Raw genomic sequence first — 19,309 nt, forward strand, 5'->3', positions numbered from 1 at the left:
CCGATAGCCCATCCTTAATGTTTTAGCGGCAATGATGGCGGCTCATCGCCTCGCCGGACGGCGTGGAATAGTGGGGAAAGACAGATGTTCGACGAAATCCGCACGCTGTTTACGGAAATGCTGGATATCAACAACAGGACGGCCGAGCTCGCCCAGTCCGATGCGCCCGATCTGGCGCGAGAAATGCTGGGTCTGCGCAAACGTTATTCAGACCTTTCCTTCCGTGCCGCGGCGATGGTCGATACCGATATCTGTACAGCCTATGGCGACCACGAGCCGGCTCGCGAGACCATTCGCGAATATCGCCAGCGGAATGCGGATTTGCGCCGTGCGCTCGCCGACCACCATGCCAAATGGCCGACTTCGCTGATCGGCCAGGATCCCGAGGGCTATAACGAGGACGGGCGCAAGCTGTGTCTGCTGCAAACCGCAACCCTGGAATGGGTGCTCGCCGCCTTCCTCCCGGAAATGAGCCGGCTCGCGCAAACCCGGCCAAAGGCCGCGACAGGTTAGAGCCGCAGCGCCGCGACCAGCAATTCCGAAAACGCAATCACGATTGCCGAATAGGTTTGATCGCCGTCTGTCGATGGCAGTCTTGCCTTGGCGGCTATTTGTGCGGACAGTGCGGGCATGGCGATGGCAGGCGAAGACGGCATCAAGCTGGAGAAAAGCTGGAAGGGGCCGCTCGCGGGCGAGTTCGCTGCGCCCTATATGGCTGAGCTTCGCGCCTTCCTTCTGGCCGAGCGGGCGAACGGCAAACGCATCTTCCCGGCCGGCTCGCTGTGGTTTCATGCGCTCGATGCGACGCCGCTGGATGAGGTTCGCGTCGTCATATTGGGCCAAGATCCCTATCATGGGCCTGGCCAGGCGCATGGCCTGTGTTTTAGCGTGCGCCCGGGCGTCCGTCCCCCGCCCAGCCTCGTCAATATCTACAAGGAGATGGAGAGCGATCTCGGCATTGCCCGTGCGCGCCACGGCCATCTCGAACATTGGGCGAAACAGGGCGTCCTGCTGCTGAACTCGGTGCTGACGGTCGAACAGCATCAGGCGGCGTCGCATCGCGGCAAGGGATGGGAGCAGTTCACCGATGCAATCGTCCGCCTGGTAGCGGAGAAGGAGCAACCCGTCGTGTTCATGCTCTGGGGCAGCTATGCGCAGAAAAAGGCGGCGTTCGTGCAAAGCGTGGAGCAGGGCGGGCGCCATCTTGTGCTGAAAGCGCCTCACCCCTCGCCGCTTTCCGCCCATAACGGCTTTTTCGGCTGTCGGCATTTTTCGAAGGCGAACGCTTTTCTGGAAGAACAGGGCCGAGCGCCGATCGACTGGGCGTTACCGGCAGAGGCGTGACCCACCGGCTGGGATTCGGACCCGAAATAAACTATACTCGCCATCGCAATCCGGCCTCCAGAAGCCGGAGCCTCATCGAGCCGGGTCGTCGGGAGAATGCGCATGCCGACCATACTCGGAAATATCGAACTCTATACCGGCCCCCAGGAACTCGGCGGCGCGGATTCGCTGATCGATCCGATCGTCGACTTCATCAATCAGGCCGGTCATCGCCAGAAGTTGATGATCGCCGTGCAGGAGATCGACAATCAGCGGATCGCCGAGGCGATCATCGAAGCGCGCATCCGCGGCGCGACGATCGACCTTGTCATCGAACAGAGCTATCTGCTGAACACGAGGCGGCCCAAGCTGCTGGAGGAAGTCTGGGAGGCGGTCGGCGAACGGGAGATCAACCGGACATTGTTCGCCGCCATCCTGCGTTCGACGACCGATGTGAAGGTCGATTTCAATCCGGCGATATTCCACCAGAAATTCATGGTGCTCGGCAATTCGGTGCTGACCGGATCGACCAATTTCACCGACACCGGGGTGACGCGAAACCTGAACCATGTCCTGATCGTGCATGACGCATCGGTCGCCAACGCCTTCAAGCGGGAATTCGCCGAAATCCGCCTTGGCCGTTTCGGGAAGGAGAGCATCGGCCACAAGGAAAAGCCGCGCGAGGTAACGGTGTCGGGCATCCGGGTAAAACCGCTCTTCGCCCCCGATCATGGCCCCGAAATGGAAATCATGAAGCAGATCCTGAAAGCCAAGGATCGCATCGACTTTGCCTGTTTCACTTTCGCCCAGTCGTCGGGGATAGACGATGCGCTGATCGCCGCGCACGATCGCGGGGTCAAGGTGCGCGGCGTGCTCGACAAGCGGCAGGCCAACCAGAAATGGGCGGCGAAATCGACGCTCCAGGATGCCGGCATCGATCTCAAGATTGCAGGCAATTCGGGGCCGCTCGGCAAGGTGCACCACAAGATGATGGCGATTGACGACCAGCTCTCCATCTATGGCAGCTTCAACTATACCGGCCCGGCCAACCTCCTGAACGACGAGAATATCGTGATCGTCGGCGATCTCGAAGAAACCGCCACCGCCGCGAAGAAGAAGCAGGGCAAGATCGCGGTGGCCGCGCGCGAAGAGATCGACCGGATCATCACGGCCTTCGGCGAATAGGTGGCCGTTCCCGCGATCGTTAGCGCCCGCCGCTACCGGGTCTCGAGCAGGAACCAGAAGGCGACGCCGGCAAGCAGGACCGCGAAGGTCCGCCGCGCGAGCCGCTGGCGGCCGGGGTCGGACAGCTGACGCTGGGCGGTTCCCGCCAGGGCGACGATGGTAAGATGGATGGCGGTTGCCAGCACGACGTACAGAATGGTGAGAAGGGCGGTTTGCGGGGCGATGGCGCGCGTCGGATCGATAAAGCCCGGCAGGATGGCGATGAAGAATATCCCGGCCTTGGGATTGAGCAGGTTGACGATCAGCCCCCGCCGGAAATGGCGCGCCGCGCTTTGCCGATGGTTGGCGCGGCTCGGCGAGAGTTCGGTCGCACTGGTCCAGGCTTCATAGGCGAGCCACAGCAGATAGGCGACGCCGCCCCAGCGCAACAGCGCGAAGGCGAGCGGCGAGGCGGCGAGCAGCGCGGCCAGGCCGAAGGCAGCGGCCAGCCCTACGATCGCCAGCCCCAATGCAATGCCGGCGGTTGCCGATAGCCCCTCGCGTCGGCCCTCGACAGCCGAAACCAGCGCCAGATAGCCCATATTGGGTCCCGGGGTCAGTTCGATGACGAGCGCCGTCAGCAGAAAGGCGGCAACGAGTCCGGTCACGCTTTATCGACCCTCCATGTGGCTGCCTGCCTATGTGCAAGCCGCGTCATGGTTCTGACCATGCCATGATTGGGCGCCGGCGCGACAGTCCTGTGTTCCTCTGCTCGCAGCTGGATGGGAGGAAAGCGCGATACTGGCCCGCTTCCTGAGGATGCGATAAGGCTTGGCCATGCAACCGATGCTTGCCCGATCGACCGCCTTCGTCACGGCGCTTCTGATTTGGGCGGCGCTCGGCATACAGCTTGCGATTCTGATCCGGCAATTCGCCGATCAAGACCTTGGGTTGGCCGCGGCGGTCTGGCGCTTCTCAGGCTTCTTCACCATCCTCACCAATATGGCAGTCGCGATCGTCGCCTCGGCGATGGCGCTGCGGCCGGAGAGCCGGCTCGCCGGTCCGCGTCTCCGGCTCGCGGTCGCCGTGTCCATCGCGCTCGTCGGCATCGTCTATTCGCTGGCGCTGCGAAGCGTCTGGAATCCGCAGGGCTGGCAGGCTGTGGTGGATCATGCGCTGCACGACGCTTCGCCGTTGCTCTTCCTGCTCGCATGGGCCTTGTTCCCCCATGGCCGGCTGGGCTGGCGCGATGCGATATGGGGGATCGTCTTCCCGCTCGCTTATGTCTGCTATGCGATGGCGCGCGGCGCGGCGGATGGCTGGTATGCCTATTGGTTTCTCGATCCGGCGGCGCTTCCGGCCGGAGACTTCGTCCGCAACATCGCCCTTCTGCTGGCCGGCTTTGCGGCGGCTTCGCTGCTGCTGATCGCGATCGACAGGATATTTGCGAAACGAGTAGCGGCGATATGACCGAACAACTCCGAGGCGGATTCCACCATATCGACCTTTCCGTTTCGGATGTCGCGGCATCGAAGGCGGTTTATGGCCCGATCCTCGAATTTCTCGGCTATCGGCAGGTGACCGATAAGCCGCATCAATGCGAATGGGATCTCGGCCCCGAAGGCCGGGGCGCTTCGCTCGGCATCAAGGCCTGCGCGCCGGAAGAGGCGGGCCATGCGCATCGCCGCTATGCCCCCGGTCTCCACCATCTTGCCTGGCGCGCGGAGAGCCGCGCGGATGTCGACCGGTTCCACGCGATGCTGGTCGAGCGCGGTGTCCCCATACTCGATCCCCCCGCGCACTATCCCGAATATTCGGGCGACTATTATGCCGTCTTCTTCGAGGATCCCGACGGTATCAAGCTTGAGCTGGTCTATGCGCCCGGCTGGATTTGACGGCTATCGATCCACTTCCGCCAGCAACAGCCGGGTCAACCCTTCGGGATCGTCGAGCATCACGATATGCCCGGTAGCGATCTCATGGACGCGCCACTGGGGCGCGTCTTTCACGGTTTCGTAAAACTGGGTGAAGATCGTCGGCGCGTCGCGGGTTGCGTAGATATAGGTGCGGTTTTTCACCTGTGCTTCTTTGCCGGTGAAATGCACGGGCTCCAGCAAGGTCAGCAGCGGGTGACGGTTCATGGTGCGCAGCGGCTTCACGCCCGGCGGCATCGGGAGCGGAGCGACGAACCCGGGCTCGTCCTTCTGCGCATCGATATAATGTTTGCGCGCCGCTTCGTCGGCGATGTCCCACAGCGCCTCGCCATCGCCGGGCAGGAAAGCATCGAGATAGACGAGCGACCGGATCTTCGCGCCGATCTTCGTCGCCACGCCGGTAACGACCATGCCGCCATAGCTGTGGCCGACAAGCACGATGTCGTCGAGATCTTCGCTCTCGATCATTCCGAGGACATCGGCCACATGGGTCGAGAGCGTAATCGCCGGCGAGGCGAGATGCGCGCGATCGCCCAGCCCGGTCATCGTCGGCACGTGCACCTCGTGCCCCGCCGCGCGCAGTTTCGCCGCGACCTCCCTATAGCCCCAGCCGCCGCTCCACGCGCCGTGCACCAGCACAAAAACTGCCATCGCCTGTCCTCTCCGCTTCACTTTGTATGTCTTGCATAAGATGGCCGCACGCCTTGCGCTACATTTTCATCGGCTAACCTTTGGGTAACCCTGTTTCGCTACGGTTCGCCGCTTACCGGCACGGATATCCCGCATGGAATTTCTTTCGACCTTTAGCGCGCCTTACGCTTCGATCGCCGCTGCGCTGCTTGCCCTTGGCCTGGCGGCGATTGTGTCTGTGCGAGACCGGCGCGGGAATAGACGGCGCGCTTTGACGGAGGGGGATTTTGGCGAACAGGGCTTTCGCCTGAAGCCCATGCCCGGCGGCAAGGTTGTTGCGGTACCCGCCTTTGGCCCGTCCGAGCAGCTGAACGCCGTGATCGAGGCGCGCTTCGGCAGGAAAAGGCTTTTCGGCAAAGAGGATGCCATCGCTCTGGGAGCCGCCGAAGCGGCGCTTCGCGAGATCGGCCTTCCCTGGCGCGCCGTGGCGCGGGTGGCGGTCGGCAATATCCTCACATGCGGAGATCCGCGCGCTCTTGCCGCGGTCGAGATGAAACATCTTGCCGTCCTGCTCGTCACCCCGGCCGGAGACCCGGTTGCGGTCATCGATAGCGGTTGCGACGCGGCGGTGCGCGAAGCGTTGCGCCGGGCCGGGATCGCGCTGATCGGCGACGACGCTGCCGACCTTCGCCGCGAATTGTCAGGGCTTTCACGGCGCAAGCCGTTTATCGCCGCCTCCGCCTGACAGGCAGCAGCGGATCGATTTTGCGCGCTTTTGCGGACCGGAACGCCTAGCATTCCGGGCACGGGTCTTTCGCCCGGCAGGAGAAGATCATGGCCAAGGGTCAGAAAAAATCGAACAAGGAAATCCGCAAACCCAAGGCGGAAAAGGCAAAAAAGACCAACGCCTCCAATCCTTCGCAAAAGCCGGGCGTCGTTTCCGGGCTCGAGCATATGAAGAAATAGGCACGGGAGGTTCGGCGGATGGCCCATGATGGCGACGCGGATGCCTATGTCTATGACGAGGCTAGCGGTGAATGGATCAGCCCGGAACAGGCCGCCGCGGGCGGCGACGCCGGGGACTCACCGGGCCTGGATGTGCGCGATGCAAACGGCACGCCGCTTGCCGATGGCGACAGCGTCGTCCTCGTCAAGGATCTCAAGGTCAAGGGTGCGGGGCAGACGCTGAAGCGCGGCACCGTCGTCAAGACGATCCGCCTGACCGCCGATCCTGAAGAGATCGATTGCCGTACCGAGGGCATCTAGGGCCTCGTCCTGCGCACCGAGTTCGTCAAGAAGCGGTAGCCGCCGTGGACGATAACGAAGCGATGATGGCTGGGCTCGCAGCGGTCGGCGAAGCGGGCGTCGATATCGTGCCGGCCCTGTTCGATCGCTTCTTCGCGCGCTTCCCCGAAACCCGTGAGCTGTTCCTCAGCCTGGAAGCGGCAACCGGGCGGATGACCAACGAGACGCTGGAGGCGATGATCGGCCTCGCGACCGACGAATATTGGGTCGAAACGACCGTCATCAATTTCGTCGATCTCCATCGCAATTATGGCGCAATCCCGATGGCGCAATATGCCGCCTTTATCGACATGACCGTCAACGCGCTGGCCGAAGCGGCGGGCACGGGATGGAGCGCGCAGGCCGGTGCCGCATGGCGGCGGCAGGCCGAGCGGCTGAAGGCGATGGTCGAAGAGGCCACCGCTTTTTGAACGGTTGCGCTCAGCCGCCGGCCGCCGCGATCGCCTGGTCGATATCGGCGATGATGTCGTCGATATGCTCAAGCCCGATGGAGAGGCGCACATAGCCGGGCGACACGCCGGTCGCGATCTGCTCTTCTTCCGAAAGCTGGCTGTGCGTCGTCGAGGCCGGATGGATGGCAAGGCTGCGCGCATCGCCGATATTGGCGACATGGTAGAGCAGTTCCAGCGCGTCGATAAACGCCTTGCCCGCTTCGACCCCGCCTTCAAGCTCGAACCCGAGCAGGCCGCCAAGCCCGCCGGTCAGCACGGCTTCGGCGCGTGCCTTCGCTTCGCCTTCAAGGCAGGAGGGATGGATGACGCGCGTCACTCCCGCGCGGGTCTTCAGCCAGTCGGCGACCTTTTGCGTGTTTTCGCAATGGCGCGGCATGCGCAACGCCAGCGTCTCTATGCCCTGGATGAACTGGAAGGCGTTCATCGGGCTCATCGCCGCGCCCAGATCCCGCAGCACCACGGTGCGCGCGCGCAGGATATAGGCGATCGGGCCGAGCGGTTTCGCCGCGTCGGTCCACACCGCGCCATGATAGCTGGGATCGGGCGTGTTGAGCAGCGGCTGGCGCTCGGCATGCGCTTCCCAGTCGAAATTGCCGCCATCGATGATCAGCCCGCCGATCGAAGTGCCATGGCCGCCGATATATTTCGTCGTGGAGTAAACCACGATCGCCGCGCCATGATCGAAGGGCCGTGCGATCAGCGGCGCGGCGGTATTGTCGACGATCAGCGGAATGCCCATCGCCCGTCCCGACGCCGCGATTTCGGCCATCGGCGCAACGACGAGTTTCGGATTGGGCAGGGTTTCGGCATACCAGGCGCGCGTCCTGTCGTCGCTGGCATTCACGAAAGCCTGCGGATCGGACGGATCGACGAAGCGCGTTTCGATGCCGAGATCTTTCAGCGTGTTGGCGAACAGGTTCCAGGTGCCGCCATACAGATCCGTGCCCGAAACGATGTTATCGCCGGAGCGCGCGAGATTCTGCACCGAAAAGGCCGAAGCCGCTTGGCCCGATGCCACGGCGAGCGCCGCCGCGCCGCCTTCGAGCGCGGCCATCCGGTCTTCGAGGATCGCCGTCGTCGGGTTGCCGATGCGGGTATAGATATTGCCGAGCTCGGCCAGTGCGAAAAGGTTGGCGGCATGTTCGGTGCTGTCGAACTGATAGCTGGTCGTCTGGTAGATCGGCGGCGCAACCGCGCCGGTGGCCGGGTCCGCCCGCCATCCCGCATGAAGCGCCAGCGTTTCGGGGTGCAGTTGCTTGTCGGCCATGATCGCGAATCCTTCTTCTCGTTCCGGTCTTTGGTTCCAAGGGTCCAAGCTTAGCGGATAAGATCGCCCGGCGGGTAGCCCCCGGCGTCGCTACCTGGCGCGGGGCGCGCGCAAAGCTATCGAATGCGCGGCTCGGCATTGCCGCAACGCGCCCGACAATGTCCTGCAGCGCGCAATACCTGTTTTATGTCCTATAGCGTCATCACCCCCGGTCGCGGCGCCTTCATTCCCATCGTTTCTTCGCTGAGCGGCGCGCCCGCCTCGATCAGCGCGGCGCGGCGGCCCTTGGCATCGGTCGATAGCTGAACCGCCTCGAACGGCGCGAGACGCGCAAAGGCCGAATGGGCCAGCGCGCGCGCAACGAAGGCAGCGGTCACCGGCCAGCGCCCGGCATCGATCTCGAACCCCGCATAGCGGCCGTTCGGGAAGAAGGTCGCGATGGCGATGTCGGCGAGCCCGATATCGCCGAACAGGAAGCCGTCCTTCGGCAGTTCGTTCTCAAGATACGCGAGCAGGCGCGGCATGTCCTCGGCCAGTGTGCGCTCGATCCGCGCTTCATCGCCCGGCTCGCCCCAGACGGCGGGGTGAACGCGGCGCTGGTAGAACAGCCCCCAGATGAAAACGTCGCCCATCCGCGTATCGGCGAATTCCTCGAGCCAGCGGGCACGCGCCCGGTCTTCCGGCGAAGCGGGCAGCAGCGGATGGACGTCCGGATAGGCCTCGTCGAGCCAGGCGCAGATCACCGAACTGTCGGTGAGCACGAGATCGCCCTCGATCAGCACGGGAATGCGGCGCAGGGGCGAGAGCTTCGCGAATGCGTCGTTGCCGTAAAAGGGCGTGATCGGATCGATCTCGTAATCGAGCCCCTTCAGCCCGAGGCAGGCGAGCACTTTGCGCACATAGGGGCTGACATAACTGCCGACGATCTTCATCGCCCGCTTATGCCATGGCACGCGGGCTGTAGGACAGGGAAAACGCGGTTTCGAATCGCTTGACCGGCCATCGCAACGCCTTAGTCTTCCCGCTTTCGAGGAGGGCGTCGTCATGCAGCAATCCCGTTCTCTTGCCTATTGGCTTTGCATCGGCTGGGTCGTCCTGGTCGTGCTCTGGGTCGGCTGGGAGGCGTACAGCTATTCCGGCCTCTATCGCTGGCTTGCCGAATGGCAGATCGAACGCTGGGGCGAATATCAGCAATTCTGGACGGCGCTGGGGCCGCTCGTCCTGCTCACCATGTTCCCGCTCTCCTGGATCGGCCGGCAGGAACGCGCCCGCAAGGCGCAGGTGGACGCCGCGACGATCGCCGAAACCGGCGCGCCCCCCGATCCGCTCGATCAACTGGTGCGCACACGGCGCTTCGGGCTCCTGTTCAGCGGCCTGGCCGCGCTGGTCGCGGTCGGCGCCTATGGCTGGTCCCAGACCCTGCCCGATGCATCCGATCCGCCCGCGGAGATCGATCTGGCAACCCTGGGCGATGGCGATGTGCCGGCCGGCCCGGTCCTGTTGACCGCCGCCATCGACACCGAGAACAGCGTCACCCAGCAATCCTCCTATTCGCGGGTCGGGAGCTCGGACGAGATCAGCTATGCGACGCTCTATGTGCCGCTGATTGCCGAGGGCGCGGCGAAGGAAGGCGAGCGAGCGCCGGTCCGCGTGTTCCTCGATCGTTCGGTCTCGAACCCGACGATGCCGCAGGGCGGCGCGAGACAGGTGTTCATGGGCAACCAGTTTCGCGGTACCCTGGTAGAAAACGGCCTGCCGGGCCCGGTGCGCGCCGAGTTCGAAAATGCCGGCATCGCCATCGCCAGCCCGCATTACCTGTTGACGAGCGATAGCGCGGGCGGCCGCAAACCCTTTTACATCACCGCCGCGATTGCGGGCTTGCTTGCCTTTGCGATGCTGGCGATGGTCCCGGCGATGCAATTGCGTATATGGCGGGAACGGCGACAGCGCCGCGATTGAACAAGACGGGAGAGAGCCGTGAACGAGACGAGTGAGACGAACCAAGCGATGGTCGGCGGCTGCCTGTGCGGCGCGATCCGGTACCGGATCACCGGCGCCCCTTTGTTCGTCAGCCAGTGCGCGTGCAAGGATTGCCAGAAGGCGACCGGCACCGGCCACACGACGATCGTCGGCGTCGAGGAGGCGGACCTTCATGTCGAGGGCGAACCGAAAATCTATACCAATAGCGGCGATACCGGCGGCGCGGTGTCGCGCCATTTCTGCGGCACCTGCGGCGGGCGGCTCTACACGACGGGCGACCTGCCGGGATCGGTGCATATCGTCCAGGCCGGTTCGCTCGACGATCCGAACCTGGTGACGCCGACCAGCGCCATCTACCTCAAGGACGCGCCGCACTGGGACCGGTTCGATCCCGCAATCGAACAGTTTCAGGAGATGCGCCCGCGCCCGGCGGCGCAATAGCAGGAGGTTGAGCCGATGACCGAGGAGACGCAGCCGACGATCGCAGGCCATTGCCTGTGCGGCGCGGTAACGGTGAGAACAGCGCCGCCTGAGCCGCATGTCGACGCCTGCCATTGCGGCATGTGCCGCCGCTGGGGCGGAGGCGCGTTTCTCTCGCTCAAGCTCGTTACCGATCCGCAGATCGACGGCGCCGGGCATATCGCGCGCTATGCTTCCTCCGATTGGGCCGAGCGCGGCTTTTGCCGGGAATGCGGCACGCACCTTTTCTTCTTCTTCAAGCCCTCGAACGGCTATTCCTTCACGCCCGGCCTGTTCGACGACGCCGAAAAGTTCGAACTCGTCGAAGAGATCTTCATCGACGAAAAGCCCGCTTATTACAGCTTCGCCGGCGACGCGGCGAAGAAGACCGGCGCCGAGGTGATCGAGGAAGCGAAAGCCGCGGGCTTCAGCTTCGATTAGCCCGCCGCATCCCGCGCCGCGCGCGCGGCGGCAAGGAAGGGCGCATAATCGGCATAGTCGCGATGCTCGACGACCAGCCCGTCCTCGATGCGCAGCAGGGTGACGAACGGCATCACGCTCTCCACGATCCTGCCCTCCCCGCTGCCGTCGCCCATGTCCAGCGCCCAATCCAGCTCGCCCTCGAAGATCGCATAATGGCCGGCATGGAGCGTGCGCAGCGGGCGGAATTCCATGCGCGTAATCCCGGCATAGCCCTGGCGGAACAGGGTCATCATCGCGGCCTTGCCGTCGGCCAGCGCGCCCCCGAAGACGAGCTCCGCCGTCGGATCGCGAAAGCTTGCGGCATCGGCGAGCAGCGGCTCCAGCGCGTCCCAGTCGCGCGCAATATAGGCGGCGAAATAGGCCTCGCCGACGGGCGCGGTTTCGGCCGAGGTCGCATCGAAGTTCGGCCGCTGCTGCGCGGCGAGCGGCGCGGCGGGCAGGGCGAGGGCCAGCGCGGCCAGCGACAGGGTGGCGGTAAATGCTTTCATGGCGATGCGGGGCTCCTCTCTTCCGGGCGCGCGGCGCCCTGTATCGTCGGTTGCCGCCTCGTGGCGCCGCGCGGCCCGGCCGTCACCCGGCTTTCGACGAAGGTTCCCCGGCAAGCGGCAGACGGGCCGGTTGACACTAAAGCCCCCTTTTGCGGCGCGGCGCCCTTGCCCGGATCGCCGCGCACGGGGCGATCCCCGGTCAGCCGGTCGGCGCGCGAAAGGGCGGCGCAAAGCGCGGAAATATCGGCCTTTCGCTCGGTTCCGACATAGCGGCCGCCGCGCAGCACCGGGCGATAAAGATCGGCGCAGAGGCGCTGGGACAGCGGAGCGGGTGTGACCTTAGCGCGCGGCCCGCGCATCCCCTCGCCGGCCGGCGCGCCCATGATCGCATCCCATGCGGCGGCAAAGCCCGCCGCGCCGCGCCGGGCGCGCAGCCGATAAGCGCTCTCCCGGCTCATGCCGACGCGGTTAGCGGCGGATGTCACGCACCGCGTCTCGGCCAGCAGCCCGAGAAACGCCGCCTGCCGCCGCGGCGTCCACCCGTCGCGGCGGGGGCGCACGGGGACGGGGGTAAAGAAGGGGATGCGCGAGAGGCGGCGCTGCTGGACGGCGGCGCTACGCGGGTGCGGGGCGGGCGACTCAGGCGGAGGGGAACCGTGCGTCATCCGACAGGATGGAACACAAGATTTCCAAATAGGACAGGAAAACTTAGTGTGCAGGATGCGAAGATATCCGTCAGTATGAGGCAGAGTGGAGGGGAGTAGGAAATCGCTTCAGCCCTATTTCATACCCTTTCCAATAACACCTAAACCATGGAAAATTTCAGCCCGCTGGCATCTAAAAATTGGACAAAGAGTGGCGATTCTGAGATTGGTTAACATTCAGGAGGACCGAGATGACACGACCGGAACAAATCGCTCAAAGGGCTAGAGAACACTCAATGCAAAAGACAAGTTTGCTGAGAGTTGTGGTAACGGAAAGAGTCGCCGGAGGGAACGCTCCTCCAAAGTCCGCGCCCCACCCTTCAAATGCAGATAGAAAACCCAATAGATAGCGTTCATAGGTGAGTTTATGGAAAATAGACTCTACCAAACCTCTGATGTCTCTCGCTTCGTTCCAGAAGACAAGGACGAAGAAACTTGGAGAGACGCGTTCAGGAGGGACTACGCGAGAGTAATACACAGCCCTTCTTTCAGACGACAGCAAGGAAAGACTCAGATATTCCCGGGGCACGAGTCTGATTTCTTTCGGAACAGGCTCACGCACTCACTTGAGGTCGCGCAGATCGCGGAATCAATCGCGCACCGGCTCAACGCCACCAGTGAGTTTCTTACAAACAACCCAATCGATCCTCGGATTTGCTTCACAGCTGCACACCTGCATGACATTGGACACCCTCCATTCGGCCACAATGGGGAAGAAGCCCTAGATGAATGCATGCGAAAATACGGAGGGTTTGAAGGCAATGCCCAGACACTGAGAATCGTTTCACAGCTTGAAAAGAAACGCTATCGACCGGGGATCGAAGATGCCTTGGAACGTCGGGCTGGCTTAAATCTAACCTATCGAACACTAGCGGCAATCTTAAAATATGACGATGAAATCGCGGAGGATCGAAGCAAAGACACCAAGATTCGTAAGGGCTACTACTTCTGTGACAAAGAAATAGTTCAAGACATAAAGAGATCTGTTTGTCCAGGCATTGATTTTTCTAAAAGGAAATTCAAAACAATAGAATGTCAAATCATGGATATTGCGGATGATATCGCATATTCGACGTATGATATCGAGGACACGTTTAAGGCAGGATTTCTTTGCCCCTCAACGATTCTTACCTATGATTCGAGTGTGATGGATGCGGTTGCTGAAGAGGTCAGCAAGAAGACTGGCGATGCAGAATTCAGCGCATCGGGCGTGCTGGGGGTCTTCTTAGATATTTTTAGCCAACTGGTTATACCGACCGAGGATTTGAGCCCTGGAGTGGAAGACTCGATTGGCGAAAGAGTCTTGGCGGCACTAACCTATCAACATGATCTAGACTCGATCGCTCAGGATGGAAATCTGCGGACCTCATTTACGTCGTATTTGGTGGGACGTTTCATAAGCGGTGTTCAGCTCCAGATCGATGAGGAGCTCCCTCAACTGAGTCAGGTCTCGATTGAACCTAATACGTTTCAAGAGATCGAAGTTCTCAAGAACTTTACATATCAAGCGACAATACGGTCCAACAGAGTGGCAGTTTCCGAGTTTCGCGGAAAAGATATTGTAAGGGAACTGTTTGAAGCCCTAGATGGTAAAAAGGGAAGACTCCTGCTTCCTGACGACTTTCAAAAACTCTACGACGCAGCCGAAGGGAATGTTCCCGCTCGGAAGCGAGTCCTTTGCGATTTTATCGCTGGAATGACAGACCGCTACGCAATGGAGTTTTGGGCGCGCTTATATAGTGACACCGGAGAAACGATCTTCAAACCACTTTAGAGCCAGCGCTCCGCCTCCACATAAATTTCTCCCCCCTCTTCCCTGAACTTTGCGTTCATCTCTTCTATGCCTTTCTCGACATTCTCGCCGCTTGCCGCGATGAATTCCTCGCCCGCCGCTATGCCGCCCGCTGCACCATCGCGAGGACCAGCAGCGCGAGCGACAGCGTCGAGGCCAGCGTGCGGATATGGTTCCAGCGCGTCCATCGCGTCAGATAGTCGGCCCAGATGCGCGCGCCATCGTCGCTGGCCGGATCGGCGGCGGCGAGGGCGTTGTTGAGCGGGACGTTGCGGGCAATCGTGACGAGGAACATACCGGCGAAATAGAGCGCGCCGCCGACGGCCATCGCCGCCGCTCCGGCCGCGCCCCATGCGAGCGCGCCGATCACGGCGAGCGCGAGGCAGGACGCGCTGCTGCCGAAGAAGAGCGGCAGGAACAGCGAGCGGACGATCACGACGTTGATCGCGTTCATCGCCGCGATGCCGGCCGCCCGGTCGATGCTGCCCAGCGCGGCCATGCCGAACGCCGAAAAGGTGAAATAGACCCCGGCCATCAGCCCCACCGACAGGACCGAAAACCAGAGCAGGATCGTCGTTACCATTGCCATGTCGCGCTTCCCCCTTTGCGCGGCGCGTGCCTAGCGGGAGGCGGGCAGGTAGATTTCCCCGCCTTCTTCCCTGAATTTCTCGGCATTCTCTCTGCTCACAGCTTCGGTCCATGCCCGTAATAGGCGAAAATTTCCAGCACACGTTCGGGCGTGATGCCCTGATCCTGCGCAACGGCGAGAGGATGGCCGTCTTCCTGAACCCATAGCAACGCCCGCTGCCGGTCCTTACGCGGTTCGACCGAGACGGCCAGCGGATCGGGCCCGACATAGTCGGCGAGTTGGTTGCATAGCCAGCCGCTCCATGGCCCCCAATCCGGGTAGGTGCCGTCGTCGAACCCTTCGATATATTTCTCGAAATTGGTGCGCGACAGGGTGGACCAACAGCCGATGCCGAACGGTTCCTCAAGGCCCTGGACCGGGATGAGCAGTACAGCGCGGATCATGAAATATTCCCCGCCGAGGACGCAGAAATCCTCCGAAAGGAAATCGCCTTTCATCCGGAGGCCCGCATTGTCCTCATAGGAAACGGGGCCCGTCCACGGATCGGGAGCGAATGCCGCCAGATCGAACGGCCAGCCATGATCTGCGCCGCACTGCGCGCAATGCCAGCTACCGCTCTTCAGCTGGTCGGCTGCCGAACGCCGTTTCCTCCCCAGGCCGAACAGCGTCAGTCCTCCGCGGCCACGTAAAGATCGCCGCCCTTGCGATATTTCTCGGCCATCTCTTCCATGCCCTTCTCGGCCTCCTCGCCACTGGCGGCGATGAAACTGTCCGCGCCGCTATTCTGCTTCGCCGCGAACTCGCGCACTTCCTGCGAAATCTGCATCGAGCAGAATTTCGGTCCGCACATCGAGCAGAAATGCGCGGTCTTTGCGCCTTCGGCGGGCAAGGTCTGGTCGTGATATTGCTCGGCGGTGTCTGGGTCCAAGGAAAGATTGAACTGGTCGCGCCAGCGGAATTCGAAGCGCGCCTTTGACAGCGCGTCATCCCGCACTTGCGCGGCCGGGTGGCCTTTCGCCAGATCGGCGGCATGGGCGGCAAGCTTGTAGGTGACGACGCCGACCTTCACATCGTCCCGGTCGGGCAGGCCGAGATGCTCCTTGGGGGTGACGTAGCAGAGCATCGCCGTGCCGTACCAGCCGATCTGCGCGGCGCCGATGCCGCTGGTGATATGGTCATACCCCGGCGCGATGTCCGTGGTGAGCGGGCCCAATGTATAGAAGGGCGCTTCTCCGCACGCTTCGAGCTGCTTTTCCATATTCTCCTTGATCTTGTGCATCGGGACGTGCCCGGGGCCCTCGATCATCACCTGCACGTCCTGCTCCCACGCCAGCTTGGTAAGCTCGCCCAGGGTATAGAGCTCGGCGAACTGGGCTTCGTCGTTGGCGTCGGCGATGCTGCCGGGGCGCAGGCCGTCGCCAAGCGAAAAGGCGATGTCATAGGCCTTCATGATCTCGCAGATTTCGGGGAAGCGTTCGTAGAGGAAGCTCTCCTTGTGGTGGCTGAGGCACCATTTCGCCATGATGCTGCCGCCGCGGCTGACGATGCCGGTCACGCGTTTCGCGGCGAGCGGAACGTAAGCCAGCCGCACGCCGGCATGGATGGTGAAATAGTCGACGCCCTGCTCGGCCTGCTCGATCAGGGTGTCCCGGAAAATTTCCCAGGTCAGGTCCTCCGCGACGCCGCCGGTCTTCTCCAAGGCCTGATAGATCGGCACCGTGCCGATGGGGACGGGCGAGTTGCGGATGATCCATTCGCGGGTGTCGTGGATATTGCGGCCGGTGGAGAGATCCATGACGGTGTCCGCGCCCCAGCGGATCGACCAGACCATCTTGTCGACCTCGTTGGCGACGTCCGAGGCGACCGCCGAATTGCCGATATTGGCGTTGACCTTGACGAGGAAGTTGCGCCCGATCGCCATCGGTTCGCTTTCCGGATGGTTGATATTGCTGGGGATGATCGCGCGGCCGCGCGCCACCTCGTCGCGGACGAATTCGGGGGTGACGTAATCGGGGATGCTCGCGCCGAAATCCTCGCCGTCGCGCCTATATTCGGCCAGCCGTTCGCGGCCGAGATTCTCGCGCTCGGCGACATATTCCATCTCCGGCGTGACGATGCCCTTGCGGGCATAATGCATCTGGCTGACATTCATGCCGGGCTTGGCGCGCAGCGGGCGCTTGATGACGTTCGGGAAGCGCGCGACGCCGCCCGAGCGGTCCGGCCCGAGCTGGCCGTTATCCTCGGGCTTCAGTTCGCGCGCGTCATAGCTTTCCACGTCATCGCGCGCCATGATCCAGTCGCGCCGCAGCGCCGGCAGGCCCGCCATGATGTCGATATGCGCATTGTCGTCGGTATAGGGCCCGGACGTGTCATAGACGCGCACCGGGGCTTCGCCGCCTTCCAGGTGGATCTCGCGCATCGCGACGCGGATGCCGCTGCCCGAATGCGCGGCGACATGGATTTTCTTCGATCCGCGAATGGCGCCGGTGGTAACGCCGATTTCGGTTTTTGCGGGAACGTCTGCCATGATGAACAGGCCTTTCTGGAAGCTGGAAAAAAATGCGAACTAGACGAGCGTGACGGTGGAATTCCGGACTTCGCACCAGCCGAAAACGACCAGCGCGATGCCGAGGAGAAGCGCGATGATGCCCCAGAGGCGCGTGTTGGCCTTCAGGAAGGGCCGGGCGATGGCCCACATCACGTTCGGCACGGCGAGGAACAGCAGCCCTTCGACCAGCGCCCCCCAGCCCATGATCGCGACGAGGATCTCGGGCCAGCGGGCGCTCGACGGGTGGACGAGCAGGATCGCGGTGCCGATCGAGAAGACGAGCAGGCCGGTGATGAAGTTGATCCCGGGCGAAGCTTCGATATCGGCGAACATGCGCTGGAAGCGTTCGGGGGAAAAGGCCATGCCGAATCCGGCCGCGGCGCTGTAAAGCCCCATCGCCATGATCAGCCATCCGGTCAGTGTCAGGGAATCGGCCATCGTCTCTCTCCTCCTATGGAAGAGGGGCGGATGGCTGCTCTCGGGCCTCTAGCCGCTCCCTCCCTCCGCCGGTAAGTCCCTGTTTGAAGAGGGGCCGGATCAGGTTCTGCGGGTCGCGCGGACTTGCACCGCACCTCTCAGCCTAAGGGCTCCCCGGGGATGCGGACGATCTAGCAGCTTTGTCCGGCGTGCGAAAGCGTCAGAATGCGAGACCCAGCTGTGCGGCCTCGTCTTCGCTGTCCACCGCGATCTCCGGCTCGCCGAAACCCGACATGGTGAGGCCGAGCAGGCGCACCCCGCGTTCGTCCGGGATCAGCGTGTCGAGCAGCGCGATGCCGGTGGCGAGAAGTTCGTCGCGGCTGGCGACCGGGCGATCGAGGGACCGGGCGCGGGTCGGCGTGTCGAAATCGGCGTAGCGCAGCTTCAGCGTGACCGTGCGACCGAAGCTTTGGGATTTTTCGGCGCGCTCCCAGACCGTGTCCGCAATCTCTTCCAGCCGGGCGATCATCGCATCGCGATCGTGCAGGTCCTCGAAATAGGTGCGTTCGGCGCCCAGCGACTTGCGCTCTCGGTTCGGGCGCACCGCCCGGTTGTCGATGCCGCGCGCCGCGCCGTGAAAATAGCCCGCGCTCTTGCCGAAATGGGCGGCGAGGAATTCCAGGCTCTGCGCGGCGAGATCAGCGCCCGTCTCAATGCCCAGCCGCTGCATCTTCGCTTCGGTCGCCGGGCCGACGCCGTGGAAACGGCGCACCGGCAGCCGCGCGACAAAGGCCGCGCCCTGTTTCGGCGTGACGACGCAGATGCCGTCGGGCTTGTTCTGGTCGGATGCGATCTTGGCGATAAATTTGTTGTAGGAGACGCCCGCCGAGGCGGTGAGGCCCGTGGCTTCGTTGATGCGCGCGCGGATTTCCTCGGCGATGGCCGTCGCGGTCGGCAGTTTGCGGCAGCGCGTGACGTCGAGATAGGCCTCGTCGAGCGACAGCGGCTCCACGAGATCAGTATAGTCGCGGAAGATGGCCCGGATCTGGTTGGAAACGGCCCGGTAGACATCGAAGCGCGCGCGCACGAAGATCAGCTCCGGGCAGCGCCGTTTCGCGGTAACCGATGGCATGGCGGAGCGCACGCCGAATTGCCGCGCCTCATAGCTTGCCGCCGCGACGACGCCGCGCCCGGTCGATCCGCCGACCGCGACCGGCTTCCCGCGCAGCTCCGGGTTGTCGCGCTGTTCGACCGACGCATAGAAGGCGTCCATGTCGATATGGATGATCTTGCGCGCAGGCGGGGTTTCGGGGGCATCGGGCACGGTGGCCGTTTGGTACTCCTTCAATAAAAGGAGTCCAGTGGGGCGATGGAGCCGGGGGTATCCCGGCTCTTACAGGAAGTAGCGCATCCGGATGCGCTGGGTTCCGCCGGCGCTGTCGAGATGGAAGACGGCGGCGGCGAAGGAAGGCGGGCCGAAGGAGAAGCGCGGGTTGCGCGAAAAGCCGATGCCTTCGCGCGGGATGCCGGCGAACCGGTCGAGCTGCCGGTTCGAATTCTCGTCATGGATGATCGAGACGGCATAATTGCCCGAAGGCAGGTTGGAAAAGCGGATCGAGTGGGTGTCGGCGGCGCGGATGCTGTTGCGCGTCGCGGCCGGATCATTCTCGCAATCGGGGAAATAGTCGGCCTCGCGCGTCACGCAGACATGGATCAACCCCTGGTTGGAGCGCAATTGCTCGACATCGATCTCGAGCGTGCCGCCGCCGCTCAT

General features: G+C 63.0%; 25 protein-coding genes. 13 read left to right on the top strand and 12 right to left on the bottom strand.

Annotation, left to right across the window (positions count from 1 at the left end):
• The first annotated feature begins 84 nt into the window (after positions 1-84).
• The 3 genes from H6P80_RS01910 to H6P80_RS01920 all read left to right on the top strand — a co-directional run bounded on the left by H6P80_RS01910 (position 85) and on the right by H6P80_RS01920 (position 2,508).
• Positions 85-513, top strand: coding sequence for a hypothetical protein (locus H6P80_RS01910; RefSeq protein ID WP_185799654.1), 429 nt, complete (start codon positions 85-87; stop codon positions 511-513).
• A 117-nt stretch (positions 514-630) separates the two neighbouring features.
• Positions 631-1,344 (top strand): uracil-DNA glycosylase, encoded by a 714-nt coding sequence (gene ung / locus H6P80_RS01915; RefSeq protein WP_185799655.1) that lies wholly within the window; start codon positions 631-633, stop codon positions 1,342-1,344.
• 102 nt (positions 1,345-1,446) lie between these two features.
• On the top strand, positions 1,447-2,508 hold the full coding sequence (locus H6P80_RS01920) for a phospholipase D-like domain-containing protein (RefSeq protein ID WP_185799656.1): 1,062 nt from the start codon (positions 1,447-1,449) through the stop codon (positions 2,506-2,508).
• Between the two features lie 32 nt (positions 2,509-2,540).
• Here the strand turns inward: H6P80_RS01920 and H6P80_RS01925 are convergent, their stop codons facing one another.
• Positions 2,541-3,155, bottom strand: a complete 615-nt coding sequence (locus tag H6P80_RS01925; RefSeq protein WP_185799657.1) for a LysE family translocator — start codon at positions 3,153-3,155, stop codon at positions 2,541-2,543.
• 169 nt (positions 3,156-3,324) lie between these two features.
• Here H6P80_RS01925 and H6P80_RS01930 point away from each other — a divergent pair, with 169 nt between their 5' ends.
• On the top strand, positions 3,325-3,957 hold the full coding sequence (locus H6P80_RS01930) for a Pr6Pr family membrane protein (RefSeq protein ID WP_185799658.1): 633 nt from the start codon (positions 3,325-3,327) through the stop codon (positions 3,955-3,957).
• Positions 3,954-4,382, top strand: coding sequence for a VOC family protein (locus tag H6P80_RS01935; RefSeq protein WP_185799659.1), 429 nt, complete (start codon positions 3,954-3,956; stop codon positions 4,380-4,382). The genes H6P80_RS01930 and H6P80_RS01935 overlap by 4 nt, the downstream gene beginning before the upstream one ends.
• Before the next feature lie 3 nt (positions 4,383-4,385).
• On the opposite strand, the gene H6P80_RS01940 is transcribed toward H6P80_RS01935, so the two are convergent.
• A complete protein-coding gene (locus tag H6P80_RS01940) occupies positions 4,386-5,072 on the bottom strand; it encodes an alpha/beta fold hydrolase (RefSeq protein WP_185799660.1) in 687 nt (228 codons plus the stop codon).
• 250 nt (positions 5,073-5,322) lie between these two features.
• Between H6P80_RS01940 and H6P80_RS01945 the strand changes: the two genes are divergently transcribed.
• The 4 genes from H6P80_RS01945 (at position 5,323) to H6P80_RS01955 (ending at position 6,766) form a co-directional block, all read left to right on the top strand.
• Positions 5,323-5,796 carry a hypothetical protein gene (locus H6P80_RS01945; protein ID WP_185799661.1) on the top strand — a complete coding sequence of 158 codons (474 nt, stop codon included), beginning with the start codon at positions 5,323-5,325 and terminating at the stop codon, positions 5,794-5,796.
• Positions 5,797-5,885: 89 nt separating this feature from the next.
• Entirely contained in the window at positions 5,886-6,017 is a 132-nt protein-coding gene (locus H6P80_RS16620; RefSeq protein ID WP_268938854.1) for a hypothetical protein, read from the top strand.
• Between the two features lie 18 nt (positions 6,018-6,035).
• Positions 6,036-6,317 (top strand): alkylphosphonate utilization protein, encoded by a 282-nt coding sequence (locus H6P80_RS01950; protein ID WP_185799662.1) that lies wholly within the window; start codon positions 6,036-6,038, stop codon positions 6,315-6,317.
• Between the two features lie 44 nt (positions 6,318-6,361).
• Positions 6,362-6,766: a globin gene (locus H6P80_RS01955; RefSeq protein ID WP_185799663.1), complete on the top strand. Its 405-nt coding sequence runs from the start codon at positions 6,362-6,364 to the stop codon at positions 6,764-6,766.
• Positions 6,767-6,776: 10 nt separating this feature from the next.
• On the opposite strand, the gene H6P80_RS01960 is transcribed toward H6P80_RS01955, so the two are convergent.
• Both H6P80_RS01960 and H6P80_RS01965 read right to left on the bottom strand, forming a co-directional pair.
• Positions 6,777-8,075, bottom strand: coding sequence for an O-acetylhomoserine aminocarboxypropyltransferase/cysteine synthase family protein (locus tag H6P80_RS01960; RefSeq protein ID WP_185799664.1), 1,299 nt, complete (start codon positions 8,073-8,075; stop codon positions 6,777-6,779).
• A 191-nt stretch (positions 8,076-8,266) separates the two neighbouring features.
• Positions 8,267-9,007: a glutathione S-transferase family protein gene (locus H6P80_RS01965; protein ID WP_185799665.1), complete on the bottom strand. Its 741-nt coding sequence runs from the start codon at positions 9,005-9,007 to the stop codon at positions 8,267-8,269.
• A gap of 112 nt (positions 9,008-9,119) precedes the next feature.
• On the opposite strand from H6P80_RS01965, the gene H6P80_RS01970 reads away from it, so the two are divergent.
• Genes H6P80_RS01970 through H6P80_RS01980 form a run of 3 tightly spaced genes read left to right on the top strand, consistent with a single transcriptional unit; the run spans position 9,120 to position 10,955 of the window.
• Complete coding sequence (locus H6P80_RS01970; protein ID WP_185799666.1) at positions 9,120-10,034, top strand: hypothetical protein; 915 nt, start codon at positions 9,120-9,122, stop codon at positions 10,032-10,034.
• Between the two features lie 18 nt (positions 10,035-10,052).
• Complete coding sequence (locus H6P80_RS01975) at positions 10,053-10,496, top strand: GFA family protein (protein ID WP_185799667.1); 444 nt, start codon at positions 10,053-10,055, stop codon at positions 10,494-10,496.
• A gap of 15 nt (positions 10,497-10,511) precedes the next feature.
• On the top strand, positions 10,512-10,955 hold the full coding sequence (locus H6P80_RS01980; RefSeq protein ID WP_185799668.1) for a GFA family protein: 444 nt from the start codon (positions 10,512-10,514) through the stop codon (positions 10,953-10,955).
• Here the strand turns inward: H6P80_RS01980 and H6P80_RS01985 are convergent.
• Positions 10,952-11,485: a nuclear transport factor 2 family protein gene (locus H6P80_RS01985; protein WP_185799669.1), complete on the bottom strand. Its 534-nt coding sequence runs from the start codon at positions 11,483-11,485 to the stop codon at positions 10,952-10,954. The two genes, H6P80_RS01980 and H6P80_RS01985, sit on opposite strands and share 4 nt — an antisense overlap.
• Entirely contained in the window at positions 11,482-11,970 is a 489-nt protein-coding gene (locus H6P80_RS01990; RefSeq protein ID WP_185799670.1) for a hypothetical protein, read from the bottom strand. The genes H6P80_RS01985 and H6P80_RS01990 overlap by 4 nt, the downstream gene beginning before the upstream one ends.
• 586 nt (positions 11,971-12,556) lie before the next feature.
• On the opposite strand from H6P80_RS01990, the gene H6P80_RS01995 reads away from it, so the two are divergent.
• Complete coding sequence (locus H6P80_RS01995) at positions 12,557-13,963, top strand: anti-phage deoxyguanosine triphosphatase (protein ID WP_185799671.1); 1,407 nt, start codon at positions 12,557-12,559, stop codon at positions 13,961-13,963.
• Positions 13,964-14,081: 118 nt separating this feature from the next.
• On the opposite strand, the gene H6P80_RS02000 is transcribed toward H6P80_RS01995, so the two are convergent.
• The 6 genes from H6P80_RS02000 to H6P80_RS02025 form a co-directional block, all read right to left on the bottom strand.
• On the bottom strand, positions 14,082-14,570 hold the full coding sequence (locus H6P80_RS02000; protein ID WP_185799672.1) for an anthrone oxygenase family protein: 489 nt from the start codon (positions 14,568-14,570) through the stop codon (positions 14,082-14,084).
• Between the two features lie 95 nt (positions 14,571-14,665).
• Positions 14,666-15,280: a DUF2199 domain-containing protein gene (locus tag H6P80_RS02005; protein ID WP_185800939.1), complete on the bottom strand. Its 615-nt coding sequence runs from the start codon at positions 15,278-15,280 to the stop codon at positions 14,666-14,668.
• The gene (thiC, locus tag H6P80_RS02010; RefSeq protein ID WP_185799673.1) at positions 15,238-17,097 is read right to left on the bottom strand and encodes a phosphomethylpyrimidine synthase ThiC; all 1,860 of its coding nucleotides are present in this window, start codon (positions 17,095-17,097) and stop codon (positions 15,238-15,240) included. The genes H6P80_RS02005 and thiC overlap by 43 nt, the downstream gene beginning before the upstream one ends.
• Before the next feature lie 39 nt (positions 17,098-17,136).
• Positions 17,137-17,556 (bottom strand): hypothetical protein, encoded by a 420-nt coding sequence (locus tag H6P80_RS02015; RefSeq protein ID WP_185799674.1) that lies wholly within the window; start codon positions 17,554-17,556, stop codon positions 17,137-17,139.
• 199 nt (positions 17,557-17,755) lie between these two features.
• Positions 17,756-18,883 (bottom strand): DNA polymerase IV, encoded by a 1,128-nt coding sequence (dinB, locus tag H6P80_RS02020; protein WP_268938855.1) that lies wholly within the window; start codon positions 18,881-18,883, stop codon positions 17,756-17,758.
• Positions 18,884-18,928: 45 nt separating this feature from the next.
• Entirely contained in the window at positions 18,929-19,309 is a 381-nt protein-coding gene (locus H6P80_RS02025; RefSeq protein ID WP_185799675.1) for a DUF2141 domain-containing protein, read from the bottom strand.

The sequence above is a fragment of the Parasphingopyxis marina genome (assembly GCF_014237875.1).
Classification (GTDB): Bacteria; Pseudomonadota; Alphaproteobacteria; order Sphingomonadales; family Sphingomonadaceae; genus Parasphingopyxis; species Parasphingopyxis marina.